Raw genomic sequence first — 13354 nt, 5'->3', positions numbered from 1 at the left:
GCCGTACGGCACCGTCTTCCGGAAACACGAAGGGCCCCGACCTGTTCACACAGGTCAGGGCCCTTGGCGGAACCCGGCGGAACTCGTTCGTCACCCTTCCACGGCGTTCGCGTCCTCCCTGGCTTCCGTGACGTCCGTGACGTCCGCGGCCTCCCAGCGCAGCAGGTCTCCCGGCTGGCACTCCAGCACCTCGCAGAGCGCGGCGAGCGTCGTGAAGCGCACCGCCTTGGCACGGCCGTTCTTGAGCACCGCCAGGTTGGCGGGCGTGATCCCGACGCGGTCCGCGAGCTCGCCCACGGACATCTTCCGCCTGGCCAGCATCACGTCGATGTCGACGGTGATCGGCATCAGATCACCTCTTCCAGCTCGGCCCTCATCCGCGCCGCCTCGACGTCGCGTGCCACGGCCTGGGCGAGCAGCATCCGCAGCACGAGCACGATGAGCGCGACCCCCAGGATCGCCACGACACCCCCGCATATCAGCAGGACCACGCCCGGGGCGACCGGTTCGCCCGGCGCCAGGAGGACCGCGAACGCGAACACCAGGAGGGCCGCCGCCACGAGCGCGCCGATCACGATGTGCACGTACCGGAAGGCCGCGTGGGAGAACACGGTGCCGCGGCGCACCATCGTCACCAGCCTCCACACGCAGACCAGGATGACCTGGACCGTCACGACACCCAGGACCACGAGCACGAGAAGCGGGGTGCGCAGGTACGCGAACTCCGCGTTGAACTGCTCCATGTCGGCGGCGAGCAGCGGCACCATCACCGTCTGCACGAACACCGACCCGGCGAGCAGCACCACGAGCACGGCGCGCAGCGCGAGCACTGTCAACTTCCCCATCATCTTCCCTTCGATCGACTAGCGATGGAAATGTATCGATATTCGATAGGGGAAGCAACCGGAAGGGTCAGCCGGAGAGGTGAGACTCCGGTACCGGCGCGCGCGGCCCGGAGCTCCGGAGTCCCACTTTCCAAGATCGTTCAATGCCCGCCCGCGCGGGCGCGGCCCTTTCGGGGGCGACCGGGCCGGGAACCCTAGGGCGCCGTGACCCGCAGGTCGTCGAGGGTCGCGGTGCTCGAGTGCATGCGCAGGCCGACCTTGCCGGTCGCCGGCTCGGCGGCGGGGGCGGTCCAGGTGAGCACCTGGTTCCCGTCGACGAAACCGGTGACGGCCGAGCCGGACACGGTCACCCTGAGCGTGCGGAACGCGCCGGGAGCGATCGGGACGGAGGCGCCGGCGACCTTGGTCAGCGTGCCTCCGACCTTCTTGTACAGGTCGGCGGTGTCGGTGCCGTCGTTGAGCCGGAACAGGTAGAAGTTGGCGGCGTCGGCGTACCGGAAGATCAGGCCCGCGTTGGCGCTCGCGTTGTCCAGCCGGACGCGTCCCTGGACGGTGTAGTCGGCCCAGGTGGCGGAGCCGGTGACGGCGAGGCTCTCCGCGGCGGCGGTGGAGGTCTGGGAGTACGCGCCGTTCGCGACCGACCACGACCCGCCGTCGCTCGTCCAGCCCGCCGCGTCGCCGTCGCCGAAGTCGTCCGACAGCAGGGTGGTGACGGGGGCCGCGGCCGACTCGTGCGCGCCCCGGTCGGGAGAGCCCTGGTAGAGCGCGGTCCCGAAGAAGTCCTGGGCGCCGGGCGAGGAGACCGCGACGCCGCTGTCGATCCCGGGCGAGCCCTGCTGGAGTTTGTAGGCGCCCGCGGAGGCCAGTCCCGACGCCCCGCCCGGCGCGACGAACTGCGGACTGGCGATGATCTTGTACGGGTCGTTCGGCTGGTTGGCGTTGGTGCCCGAGTAGAGGTTGTGGTCGTAGGTGACGTTGCCGCTGATGCTGTAGGCGCCGCTGCCCTGGTTCACGAAGACGTTGTTCGTGTAGGCCACCTTGCCGGTCGACGTCCCGGTCATCTGGCCGGTCTGCCCGGCCGAGCGGTAGAAGACGTTGTTGTGGACCTTCAGGTCGCCCGACCCGCTGACCAGGTGGAACACCCCGACGCTGCGGTCCAGGTCGTTCTGGGAGATGTTGTAGCGGAACACGTTGTCGTCGGTCTGGTCCATGACGAGCAGCGTGCCGCCCTCGTTGTCCTGGCTGTAGTTGTACTGGTAGACGCTGCGGTAGACCATCTGGTCGAAGTCCCAGGGCTGGCCGTCGCCGTCGAGCCTGCGGGTGCGGAAGGCCTGGTTGAACTGGAAGACCGCGTCGGTCGTGGCGTACATCCACTGCGCGGCGACGACCGCGATGTCGTCCAGGTAGGGCAGGGTCGAGGTGGTGGACTCGCCGATCCGGTCGGTGGTGTTGCGCTCGACGAGCGGGGCCAGCCCGGACCGGACGAGGATCCCGTCGCGGTGGATCCGGGTGACGGTGTTGCCGCGGATCACCAGGTTCTTGAAGGCGTCGAAGTCGTGCGCCCAGGTGGTGTTGAGCAGCGCGTCGGTCATGGTCTGGATGCCGGTGTCGGCGACGTTGTCGACGGTGTTGCCCTCGATGAGCACGTCCGTCCAGGTGCTCTCGGGTCCGGTGGAGGTGCCTCGGGCGTGGAAGTTGATCCCGCCGGTCCGCCGGTCGGTGCCGAACACGTCGTGGACGTAGGTGTTCTTGACGTGGATGTGGGTGAAGTTCCCCGCCCCGGCGCCCTCGCCGACGACGAGGACCCCGCTGCGCCGCCGGTCGGTGGGCTGCTGACCGCTGGTGATCTCCAGCCCGCCGATCTCCCAGTGCGAGACGTTCTTCAGCCGCACCCCGAAGCCCTCGCCGTCGACGGCCGTGTCGGCGAAGTCGATGCGGGGCTTCGCGCCGGTGCCGTACTGGCCGAGCACGATCGGCGCCCCGGCCGTGCCCGAGCCGCGCAGGTCGAGGTACTGGCCGGTCCAGACACCACCGGACCTGAGCAGGATGCTGTCGCCCGGCCCGAAGGTCTGGGCGTTGACCTTGCCGAGCGTCCTCCAGGCGGCCGAGGACGAGGTCCCGGCCGCGGCGTCGGAGCCGCCGCTCGCGTCGACGTAGTAGGTGGTCCCGGCGGCGCGGCGAGTGGCCCCGGCCGCGCGGGAGGTGGCCCCGGCGGCGTCAGCTCCGTGGACGGTCCCGGTCGTACGGGCGGAGTCGGCACCGCGAACGGTCTCGGCCGCGTGAACGGGCTCGGCACCGCGAACGGTCTCGGCCGCGTGGGCGGGCTGGGGCAGGAGCAGGGCGGCGGCGAGCGCCAGGACGGCCGAGGTGTTGGGGAGCCCCACGCTGATACCTCTGATTCGTATTAGTAATATCTGACCTGCGAAAATATCCGTGCCCCCGATTCGTAACGGGAAGATAATCCGCGATCTTCGCGGCCGTCAAGAGCAGATTTCCGGCATGTTTCAAGATTCTTTCGCCGAGAGTGTTGACAGCACCCCGTCCAACTTGCAACGGTTTCGCCAATACGAATCAGCCAGCCACCCTCTCTTGGCTGTTCCCCCTCAACTGATACGAATCAGGAGATCGCGATGGACGGAGTTCGGCGCCGGGCCCGCCAGTCCGACGTGGCCAAGCTCGCGGGTGTCTCCCAGGCGACGGTCTCCGCGGTCATCAACGGCCGGGGCCCGGAGACCGGCATCCCGGAGCAGACCGTCCAGCGCGTCCTGGAGGCGGTGCGCCAGCTCGGCTACGTCGCCAACCCGGCGGCTCGCAGCCTGCGCGGGAAGCGCAACCGGCTGCTCGGCGTCTACACCTTCGAATCCATCTTCCCGCTCGACCAGCTGGACTTCTACCACGAGTTCCTGGTCGGCATCGAGCAGCAGGCCGTCGCCGACGGCTACGACCTGGTGCTGTTCGCCTCCACCGAGGATCTGAACGGCCGCCGCCGGGTCTACAGCGACGGGGTGAACCGGCTCGCGCTCGCGGACGGCAGCGTGCTGCTCGGCGTCGAGCCCGGCTCCACCGAGCTGGCCAGGCTCGCCGCCGAGGGGTACCCCTTCGTCCACATAGGGCGCAGGAGCGTTCCCGGCACCGAGGTAGCCTGGGTCGGCGCCGACTACGCCAGCGCCACCAGGGACATCGTGGGCAGGCTCGCCGCGCTGGGCCACCGGCGCATCGCCTACGTCACCGGACCCGACCGGATGGAGGTCTTTCTCGACAAGGAGGCCGGCTACCGGGCCGGCTGCGCCGACGTGGGGCTGCCCGAGCTGATGTACGTCATGTCGCAGCTCGACCCGGCCTGGGTCGACGCCGCGCACGCCGGTGGCGTCACCGCCGTCCTGGCCGAGAACGAGCCCCTGGCCAGGCAGCTCGTCGCCGCGCTGGGCGAGCGCGGCCTGGCCGCTCCCGCGGACATGTCGGTGGTCGTCCTGGTGACGATGACCGAGAGCGGCTGGAGCAACCTGCGGATCCCCCGCAACGAGATGGGGCGGGGCGCGGTGAAGATGCTCACCCGGATCCTGGCCGGTTCCGAGGATCCCGGCGACCATCAGCAGCTGCTGCCCTGCGGCCTCCCCGAGGATCACATGATCGGCCCGCCCAGAACCTGACCACGGATCACACGACCGGCACCCACGGAGCCTGACCGTGGATCACATGACCGGGCCGGCCGGAGCCCGTCGCGGATCACGTGATCGCCACAGGAATCCGACCACAGATCACGTGACCGGCCTCGGAGCCCGACCGCGAGTCGCGTGACCCGCCTCCCCCCAGAGCCTGACCACAACCGAATACTCCCAGCTCCCGGCGGTCCAGCGCCGGGGGGCGACCTTCCACACTCCCGACCCTCACCTCTCAAAACCCCGTATTCCGAAACCCCCCATACTCCGAAACAGGAGAAAATCATGATCACCAACCGGTGGACAGCCGTCAACAGGCGTGGATTCCTCGCCGCCGCGGTCAGCGCGGGTGTTCTCATCGCCGCGACGGCCTGCGGGACGGGCGGCGGAGGCAGCGGGAGCGGCGGCGGGGGCACGGCGGACACGTTGACCGTCTGGTTCCCCGGCAACTCCGCCCCGGAGATCGAGCTCGTCACCAAGAAGCTGGTGCCGGAGTTCGAGGCCGCCAACAAGACGAAGGTCCAGGTGACCTTCGTCGACTGGGCCCAGATGTCGCCCAAGCTCAACGCCGGTTTCGCCGGCAACAACGCCCCCGACGTGTTCGGCCACGGCCCGGCCGTCGCCGCCGGTTTCGCCGCGGCCAAGCGGATCGAGCCGCTCGACGCCCGGATCGCCGCCCTGTCCGAGGAGGACAGGACCGACCTCGCGCCCTACCTCGCGGGCGGCCAGGTGGCCGGCGGGCAGTACCTGATCCCGCTGGGCGGCAACGGCGTCCTCGTCGCCTACCGCAAGGACCTGCTGGAGAAGGCCGGTGTCGCCGAGCCGACCACCTGGGCCGAGGCCGCCGAGGCGGCGAAGAAGCTGACCGTCAAGGAGGGTGGAGCGATCCAACAGGCGGGCCTGATGCTCCAGTCCGCCAAGATCCAGCGGGTGCAGAGCTTCCAGGCGCTGATCGGCTCGGAGGGCGGCGAGCTGCTGTCGTCCGACGGCAAGGAGGTCACCTGGAACTCGCCGGAGGGCGTGAAGGCGCTGGAGTACTTCGCCGGACTCTACAGCGGCGACGGCAAGGTCAGCGACCAGGTCGGCCTCGACTTCGCCAACCAGCCCGCCGGGCAGAACCCGCTCGCCACCGGCAAGGCGGCGATGGTCACCGCGACCAACGGGCAGATGCTCCAGATGGTCAAGGCCGTACCCGACCTCGCCTCGAAGGTCGGGGTGCTGTCCCCGCTGAAGTCCGTCGACGCCAAGACCTTCGGCGGGGCGACCACCGGCCTGTTCGTCAACGCAGACACCAAGAAGAAGGACCTCGCCTGGAAGTTCGTCGAGTTCATGGTCTCCAAGGGCGTGAACGAGCGGTACGCCGAGACCGTCGGCGGGCTGCCGGTGCGCGCCTCGGCCGCCCAGGGCGCGTACGTCACCGGGCAGCCGCTGCTGAAGCCGTTCATCGACGCCGCTCCCGCGTACGTGGGCAGCCCGAACGTCCCGGCCTGGGTGCAGGTCCGCGACGTGCTCGACAAGCACCTGGAGACGGCGCTCGCCGGGAAGGCGACCGCGAAGCAGGCGCTGGACGACGCGGCGGCCGAGGCCGGGCCGCTGCTCGCGGCCCAGTGATGGCGCTCCTCAGCAAGCACGGCACCAGGCACGGCGGGGACCGGCCCGCGGCGGCGACGCCGCGGGCCGGGGCCCGGGGAAGGGGCCCGACCGGCCGCCGCAAGCTCGTCGGGCTCGCCTTCACCGCCCCGGTCCTGGTGTACATGGCGATCTTCCAGCTGTTCCCGGTGCTGTACGGGTTCTACCTGAGCTTCACCAGCTACAGCCCGCTCGACCGCGGCGCGCCCCGGCTGGTCGGCGCCGACAACTACGCGGCGCTGCTCGGCTCGGCGGACTTCCTGAAGTCCCTGCGGGTGACCGTCCAGTTCGTCGCGGAGGTGCTGCCGTTCGCGGTCGGCATCGCGCTCGGGCTGGCGCTGCTGGCCAACCGGAAGATGCCCGGCATCGGGCTGTTCCGGGCCGGGCTGTTCCTGCCCCGCATCGTCCCGCTGACGGCCGTCAGCCTGGTGTGGCTGTGGATGTACTCCCCCGACGGCTGGTTCAACGACCTCGCGGGCTCCCTGGGCCTCGACCCGCACAACTGGCTCCTCGACGAGGACACCGCCCTGCACTCGGTCGCGGTCATGCGGATCTGGAAGGCCCTCGGCGGCAACATGGTGCTGTTCCTGGCCGGGCTCCAGGCGATCCCGGTCACCCTGTACGAGGCCGCGAAGATGGACGGCGCGAACGCCTGGGCCCGGTTCCGGCACGTGACGCTGCCCGGCCTGCGGCCGGTCATGGTCTACGTGGTCACGATCAACATCGTCTACCTGTCGCAGTCGTTCGCCGAGATCTTCATCCTCACCGGCGGCGGGCCGCTCGGTTCGACGACGACCACCAACTACCTGATCTACCAGGAGGCGTTCCAGAACAACCGGTTCGGCTCCGCCAGCGCCATGGCGTTCGTCCTGTTCGCGGCCATCTTCGCCTTCGCGCTCGTCGCGATGCGCGGGAACGGGCGGAAGTGATGCGCAGACCAGGATCGATCCTCGCGCTGGTCATCGCCACGGTGCTGGTGCTCGTCCCGTTCTGGTGGATGGTCTCGATCGCCTTCAAGCCCGAGTCCGAGGTGTTCTCGTCCGATCCGCGGCTGCTGCCGCAGAACCCGGTCCTCGACAACTTCTCGACGGCCCTGGACTCGGGCAACCTCGGCACGGCGATGACGAACTCGCTGGTCGTCGCCGTGCTGGTCGTCATCGCCAACTGTGTGTTCGCGCTGCTGGCCGGGTACGCGTTCGCCAAGCTGCCCTACCGGGGGAGCAACGCGATCTTCATGACGATCGTCGCGACCACGATGGTGCCGGTGGCGGTGACCCTCATCCCGCTGTTCCTGATCGCGAAGGGCATCCCGCTGGCGGGCGGGAACGACATCACCGGGCAGGGCGGCTCCGGGCTGCTCGACTCGCTGGCGGGGCTCACCCTGCCGCACCTGATCGGGCCGCTCAACGTCTTCCTGGCCCGGCAGTACTTCCTCGGGCTCCCCGACGAGCTGGGCGAGGCCGCCCGGGTCGACGGCGCGAGCGAGTTCAGGCTCTTCTGGAAGATCTACCTGCCGCTGGCGAGGCCGCTGGTCGCGACCGTCGCGGTGTTCGCCTTCACCGCCGTCTGGGACGACTTCCTCTGGCCGCTCGTCGTGACGAGCTCGCCCGAGACGCAGACCGTCCAGCTGGCGCTGAGCAAGTTCCTGACCGGCGGAAACGTCGCCTACGGGCCCGCCATGGCCGGCTCGGTGCTGGTGCTGCTGCCGATCCTGGCCGTCTTCGTCTTCAACCAACGCAGTTTCGTCGCCGGCCTGTCCGAGGGCGGCGTGAAGGGATGATCATGCAGGAGACACACGCGCCGGTGCTGGTGGTCGGAGGAGGCCTCGGCGGCGTCGCCGCGGCGCTGACCGCCGCGAGGCTCGGCCGGCGGGTGGTGCTCACCGAGGAGACCGACTGGCTGGGCGGCCAGCTGACCAGCCAGGCGGTCCCGCCGGACGAGAACCCGTGGATCGAGTCGCGGTACGCCTCGCCGAGCTACCGCAGGCTGCGCCAGGGCGTCCGCGACCACTACCGCCGCAACTACCCGCTCCGCGCCTCAGTGGCCGCGCAGCGCCTGCTCAACCCGGGCCTCGGCGTGGTCAGCGGGCTGTGCCACGAGCCGCGGGCGGCGCTGGCCGTCATCGAGGAGATGCTCGCGCCGTACCGGACCGCCGGGCTGCTCACCGTCCTGCTGCGGCACACGCCCGTGGCGGTCGAGGTGACGGGCGACCGGGTCGAGGCGGTCACCTTCACCCGGCCCGACGGGACCGAGCTGGTCGTGGCGGCCGACTACGTCGTGGACGCCACCGAGCTCGGCGACCTGCTGCCGCTGGCCGGGGTCGAGCACGTGATCGGCGCGGAGGGCGTCGCCGACACCGGCGAACCGCACGCCGCGCCGGTGGCGAACCCCCTCGACCAGCAGGCCGTCAGCTGGTGCTTCCCGCTGGAGTACCGGCCGGGCGAGGACCACACGATCGACCGCCCGGCGGGCTACGACCACTGGCGCACCCACAAGGCCCCGTTCTGGCCCGGCCCCCAGCTGTCGTGGACGGACGTGGAGCCGATCGACCTGTCCGTGCGCTCGCGCGGCCTGTTCCACGACAACGGCCACATCCCCGGAAAGCACGACCTGTGGCACTTCCGCCGGATCGTGGCCGCGGAGCAGTACGAGCCCGGCACCATCTCGCACGACGTCACCCTGGTCAACTGGCCGCAGATCGACTACTGGGACCGGCCGCTGATCGGTCCCGGCGCGGACCGGGAGGCCGCGCTGGCGGGCGCCCGCGACCTGTCGCTGTCGTTCCTGTACTGGATGCAGACCGAGGCCGGATACCCGGGCCTGCGGCTGCGCCCCGATCTCGTCGGGACCGAGGACGGCCTGGCCAAGGCGGTGTACGTCCGGGAGTCGCGGCGGATCAAGGCCGAGTTCACCGTGCTGGAGCAGCACGTCGGGGTGCAGGCTCGCGGCCCGCTCGCCGGGTCGGAGGTGTTCGCCGACGCGGTCGGGATCGGCTCCTACCGGATCGACCTGCACCCCAGCACGTCCGGCCGCACCTACGTGGACGTCGACTGCTACCCCTTCCAGATCCCGCTCGGCGCGCTGCTGCCCCAGCGCGTCGACAACCTGCTGCCCGCCAACAAGAACATCGGCACCACCCACGTCACCAACGGCTGCTACCGGCTCCACCCCGTCGAGTGGAGCATCGGCGAGGCCGTGGGCGCGCTCGCCGTCCAGGCCCTCGCCACCGACCTGCCGCCGCGCAAGATCCGCGCCGATCCGGCCAGGCTCGCCGACTTCCAGCGGACGCTCACCGACACCCTCGGCGTCACCCTCGCCTGGTCGCAGGAGATCAGGTCCACCCCGTGCGGCCGCCAGCCCGCCGTACCCCAGCTCGTAGAGGACTGACGTGACCACAGCGACCACAGCAACCACAGCAACCGGCCCGGCCTTCCCCGCCGGGTTCGTCTGGGGCGCCGCCTCCGCCGCCTACCAGATCGAGGGCGCCGCCCGCGAGGACGGGCGCGGGCCGTCGATCTGGGACACCTTCTCCCGTACGCCGGGACGGGTGGTCTCCGGGCACACCGGCGACGTCGCCTGCGACCACTACCACCGCTATCCCGACGACGTCGAGCTCATGAGGTCGCTCGGCCTGGCCGCCTACCGGTTCTCCGTCGCCTGGCCGCGGATCCAGCCCGACGGCTCGGGCCCGGTCAACCCGCACGGCCTGGACTTCTACGACCGCCTCGTCGACTCCCTGCTGGCCGCGGGCATCGACCCGTACGTGACGCTCTACCACTGGGACCTGCCCCAGGCGCTGGAGGACCGGGGCGGCTGGGCGGCCCGCGACACCGCGTACCGCTTCGCCGACTACGCCGCGGCCGTGCACGCCCGCCTCGGCGACCGCGTCCGCACCTGGACGACGCTCAACGAGCCCTGGGTCGCGGCCTTCCTCGGGTACGGCAGCGGCGTCCACGCCCCCGGCAGGACCGACGCGGGCGACGCCTTCCGCGCCGCCCACCACCTGCTCCTCGCGCACGGCCTCGGCACCCGGGCGCTGCGCGAGGCCGGTGCCCGCGAGCTGGCCCTCACCCTCAACCTCTCGCCCGCCGTCGGCGATCCGGCCGCGGCCGAACTCGTCGACCTGTTGCTCAACCGCCAGTTCCTCGACCCGGCCCTGCGCGGGGAGATGCCCGAGGACCTGCTGAAGATCATCGACCGGCACGCGGGCCTCGACCACCTCCGCGACGGCGACCTCGCGCTGATCCATCAGCCGATCGACCTGCTCGGCATCAACTACTACTGCCCCCAGTACGTCGCCGACGTCCCCGGCACCCCGGCCGACCCCGCCTGGCCGGGCAGCGAGGACGTCTCGTTCGTCCACCCCGGCGGCCCAAGCACCGCGATGGGCTGGCCCATCGACCCGGCGGGGCTCACCGCCCTGCTGACCCGCCTGTCGCGCGACTACCCCTCCGTGGGCCTGCTCATCACCGAGAACGGCGCGGCCTTCGACGACGACGCCCCCTCGGGCGACCGGGTCGCCGACCCCGACCGCGTCGCCTACCTCGACTCCCACCTCAGGGCGGCCCACGCCGCCCTGGCCGAGGGCGCGGACCTGCGCGGCTATCTCGTCTGGTCCATCCTCGACAACTTCGAATGGGCCGAGGGTTACCACAAGCGCTTCGGCATCGTCCACGTCGACTTCACCACCCAGCGACGCGTGCCGAAGGACAGCGCCCTGTGGTACCGCGACCTCGTCACCACCGGAGTGATCCCCGCATCGGTCACCGACACGGTCGCCGGCTGAGCATCGGCGGCGGGCGGTGACGCGACCGGCGCGTCCACGTACGCGCCGGTCGCCGCACGGCCCCTGCTCGCGGCGTTGAGCCCGAACGTCCCGTTCCGGCGAAGCGGCGGCACGAAAACCGGTTCGGCTCATCCGGCCGAACCGGTTTTCGTGCGTGCCGTGCGTGCCGTGCGGATCACGGCCCGATCCGCGGCGCGTTCCGGGGGCCGCCGTGCCGCGGTGAGCCGCCCCCACCGGCCCCGTTTCCCGCCCGGCACCCCGGCACCCCGGCCCCGGTGGCCCGCGCCGGCGCGCCGTCGTGGAGTTCTCGTCGCCGGAGGTCGCGTCACGAGGGGAGCCAGGACGGCCACCAGGGCGGTTCGCAGTCACCGATGATCCCTTCGGTGGCGACGTCATGAACGATCATGCCTATCGGCCCGGCGACGGAGGCGAGGACGGACAGGAGCATCAAGACGGCCTTCAGCCAATCGTGATTCGCGACCCAGGACAGGCGGGCGAGCAGAAAGACCGGCAACGCGGCGAGCAGGGAGACACCGGAAACGATCGGAAAGGCAACGAACCGGCTCGCCGCCCAAATGAATCCGGCAAAATTCTCCCCGACGCTCAAATCACCGAGACAGTAAACCTGCGTCCTGGCCACCAGAACGATGTCCAGAAGAGTTCCCAGCGTCGCGCACATCAACGCGAAAATCGCCGAGACCCCGCAGCCAGTGGCCCAGAGCACATCACTTCTCCTCGAGGTGTTCCGCTCGATCACGGCGCAATCAAAACAGACACCCATGCTCTTGGAGCGCAGAGAATGTGAGGATACGGTGCAGATCCCTCCCGGTCTCGCTTTCACCGGCTCTGAAAAACGATCCTTCGCGTCTCCGCCGAATCCATTGATCATTGCGCGAGGGCTTCTCACCCCCTGCCCCGGCGGGGCTCGGTCGATCTCGGATACCATAATCCGGCCATGGATCATAAAAGAGTTCACGAAGCGGTCGTCAAGAGCTGGAACGAGGACGTGCTGCCCAGCCTTTCCGGTCTGGTGGAGATACCCGCGTTGTCGGCCGCCTTCGACGCCGCCTGGGAGCGGAACGGCCATCTGCGAACCGCCGCCGACCACGTGCGTGACTGGATCGCGTCGCGCGGCCTGCCGGGCGCCCGGTGCGAGGTCGTCCGGTTCGACGGCCGCGCCCCGCTGCTTCTCGTGGACGTGCCCGCGACCGCCGGCGCCGTGGCGAGCGGCACCGTGCTGCTCTACGGTCACCTCGACAAGCAGCCCCCGCTCGGCGACTGGTCCGACGGGCTGGGTCCATGGCAGGCGGTCGTGCGTGACGGACGACTCTACGGTCGCGGCGCGGTCGACGACGGATACTCGGGCTACGCGGCGACGACCGCGCTGACCGCGATCCACGCGGCGGGGGGCGAACACGCCCGGACGGTCCTGCTGCTGGAGACCGGCGAGGAGTCCGGCAGCCCGGACCTGCCCACATACCTGGAGCACCTGTCCGACCGCCTCGGCGACGTGTCCCTGGTGATCTGCCTGGACGGCGGCGGTGGCGACTACGAGCGGATGTGGCTGACCGAGAGCCTGCGCGGCGGGGTGCAGGCGACCGTCACGGTGCGGGTCCTGGAGACGTCCGTGCACTCCGGGGTCGCCAGCGGTATCGTGCCGAGCTCCTTCCGCGTCATGCGCCGGCTGCTCGACCGGGTGGAGGACTCCTCGACCGGCGAGGTCACCGTTCCCGAGATGAACGTGCCGATCCCCGAGGAGGCGCGGGCCAGGGCCGAGGCCCTCGCCGCGCTGGAGCCGGGAGCCGCCGCGCGCCGCTATCCGCTCGTCGACGGGATGCGCGCGGCCTCGGACGACGACGTCGAACTCATCCTCAACAACACCTGGCGGCCGACGCTGTCGGTGATCGGCGCGGCCGGGCTCCCCGACCCCGCGGTGGCGGGAGCCGTGCTGCGCGCCTCGACGTCCCTGCGGCTGAGCTTCCGGACCCCGCCGACGGTCGACGCCGAGGTCGCGCTGGCCGCGCTGGTGAAGATCCTCACGACCGACGTGCCGTACGGCGCGCGGGTCGAGGTGGACGACTTCCTTCTCCTGAACGGCTGGCAGGCCCCGGCGGCCGCGCCCTGGCTGGCCGCGACGCTGGAGGAGATCGGAGATCGGGTCTTCGGCGAGCCGTGCCGCGGTCTCGGCATCGGCGGCGGGATCCCGTTCATGGAGATGCTCGGCCGGCGCTACCCGGACGCGCAGTTCGTCGTCACCGGCGCGCTGGGAGCCGACTCCAACATGCACGTACCCGACGAATGGCTGAACATCGCGTTCGCCGAGCGGGTGACCGAGGCCGTCGCGTACATCCTCGACGCGCACGCCCGCGACTGACCCCTCGCGGCCGACGCCGGGAAAAGCGGCGGGCCCCCGTGTGAGGACCTCCTGGTCGTCC

11 protein-coding genes are annotated in these 13354 nt (G+C 70.6%); 7 read left to right on the top strand and 4 right to left on the bottom strand.

Features of this window, described 5'->3' with window-relative positions; all coding sequences use genetic code 11:
• Window positions 1-90 precede the first annotated feature (90 nt).
• The 3 genes from AC5L38_RS35855 to AC5L38_RS35845 form a co-directional block, all read right to left on the bottom strand.
• Window positions 91-348, bottom strand: a complete 258-nt coding sequence (locus AC5L38_RS35855) for a helix-turn-helix domain-containing protein (protein ID WP_495247249.1) — start codon at window positions 346-348, stop codon at window positions 91-93.
• Entirely contained in the window at window positions 348-845 is a 498-nt protein-coding gene (locus AC5L38_RS35850) for a DUF2975 domain-containing protein (RefSeq protein WP_495247248.1), read from the bottom strand. Before AC5L38_RS35850 ends, AC5L38_RS35855 begins: the two co-directional genes overlap by 1 nt.
• A 194-nt stretch (window positions 846-1039) precedes the next feature.
• Entirely contained in the window at window positions 1040-3229 is a 2190-nt protein-coding gene (locus tag AC5L38_RS35845; RefSeq protein WP_495247247.1) for a 3-keto-alpha-glucoside-1,2-lyase-like domain-containing protein, read from the bottom strand.
• A 246-nt stretch (window positions 3230-3475) separates the two neighbouring features.
• On the opposite strand from AC5L38_RS35845, the gene AC5L38_RS35840 reads away from it, so the two are divergent.
• The 6 genes from AC5L38_RS35840 to AC5L38_RS35815 all read left to right on the top strand — a co-directional run bounded on the left by AC5L38_RS35840 (window position 3476) and on the right by AC5L38_RS35815 (window position 10919).
• Window positions 3476-4495 (top strand): LacI family DNA-binding transcriptional regulator, encoded by a 1020-nt coding sequence (locus AC5L38_RS35840; RefSeq protein ID WP_495247246.1) that lies wholly within the window; start codon window positions 3476-3478, stop codon window positions 4493-4495.
• A 294-nt stretch (window positions 4496-4789) separates the two neighbouring features.
• A complete protein-coding gene (locus tag AC5L38_RS35835) occupies window positions 4790-6115 on the top strand; it encodes an extracellular solute-binding protein (RefSeq protein WP_495247245.1) in 1326 nt (441 codons plus the stop codon).
• Entirely contained in the window at window positions 6115-7062 is a 948-nt protein-coding gene (locus AC5L38_RS35830; RefSeq protein WP_495247244.1) for a carbohydrate ABC transporter permease, read from the top strand. Before AC5L38_RS35835 ends, AC5L38_RS35830 begins: the two co-directional genes overlap by 1 nt.
• On the top strand, window positions 7062-7913 hold the full coding sequence (locus tag AC5L38_RS35825; protein WP_495247243.1) for a carbohydrate ABC transporter permease: 852 nt from the start codon (window positions 7062-7064) through the stop codon (window positions 7911-7913). Before AC5L38_RS35830 ends, AC5L38_RS35825 begins: the two co-directional genes overlap by 1 nt.
• A gap of 2 nt (window positions 7914-7915) precedes the next feature.
• Window positions 7916-9520 carry an FAD-dependent oxidoreductase gene (locus AC5L38_RS35820; protein WP_495247242.1) on the top strand — a complete coding sequence of 535 codons (1605 nt, stop codon included), beginning with the start codon at window positions 7916-7918 and terminating at the stop codon, window positions 9518-9520.
• A gap of 1 nt (window position 9521) precedes the next feature.
• Window positions 9522-10919, top strand: coding sequence for a GH1 family beta-glucosidase (locus tag AC5L38_RS35815; protein WP_495247241.1), 1398 nt, complete (start codon window positions 9522-9524; stop codon window positions 10917-10919).
• 325 nt (window positions 10920-11244) lie between these two features.
• Here AC5L38_RS35815 and AC5L38_RS35810 read toward each other — a convergent pair whose 3' ends face one another.
• Window positions 11245-11808: a hypothetical protein gene (locus AC5L38_RS35810; protein WP_495247240.1), complete on the bottom strand. Its 564-nt coding sequence runs from the start codon at window positions 11806-11808 to the stop codon at window positions 11245-11247.
• A gap of 66 nt (window positions 11809-11874) precedes the next feature.
• Here AC5L38_RS35810 and AC5L38_RS35805 point away from each other — a divergent pair, with 66 nt between their 5' ends.
• On the top strand, window positions 11875-13293 hold the full coding sequence (locus AC5L38_RS35805) for a M20/M25/M40 family metallo-hydrolase (protein WP_495247239.1): 1419 nt from the start codon (window positions 11875-11877) through the stop codon (window positions 13291-13293).
• Window positions 13294-13354 lie beyond the last annotated feature (61 nt).

The organism is Streptosporangium nanhuense (assembly GCF_059358815.1).
Note: the sequence above shows the minus strand (reverse complement) of the source record. Positions and strands in the feature narration are given on the sequence as shown.

Coding starts and splice junctions, on each gene's coding strand:
- AC5L38_RS35855 (WP_495247249.1), bottom strand. CDS start 348: ATGCCGATCACCGTCGACATCGACGTGATGCTGGCCAGGCGGAAGATG.
- AC5L38_RS35850 (WP_495247248.1), bottom strand. CDS start 845: ATGGGGAAGTTGACAGTGCTCGCGCTGCGCGCCGTGCTCGTGGTGCTG.
- AC5L38_RS35840 (WP_495247246.1), top strand. CDS start 3,476: ATGGACGGAGTTCGGCGCCGGGCCCGCCAGTCCGACGTGGCCAAGCTC.
- AC5L38_RS35835 (WP_495247245.1), top strand. CDS start 4,790: ATGATCACCAACCGGTGGACAGCCGTCAACAGGCGTGGATTCCTCGCC.
- AC5L38_RS35830 (WP_495247244.1), top strand. CDS start 6,115: ATGGCGCTCCTCAGCAAGCACGGCACCAGGCACGGCGGGGACCGGCCC.
- AC5L38_RS35825 (WP_495247243.1), top strand. CDS start 7,062: ATGCGCAGACCAGGATCGATCCTCGCGCTGGTCATCGCCACGGTGCTG.
- AC5L38_RS35820 (WP_495247242.1), top strand. CDS start 7,916: ATGCAGGAGACACACGCGCCGGTGCTGGTGGTCGGAGGAGGCCTCGGC.
- AC5L38_RS35810 (WP_495247240.1), bottom strand. CDS start 11,808: ATGATCAATGGATTCGGCGGAGACGCGAAGGATCGTTTTTCAGAGCCG.
- AC5L38_RS35805 (WP_495247239.1), top strand. CDS start 11,875: ATGGATCATAAAAGAGTTCACGAAGCGGTCGTCAAGAGCTGGAACGAG.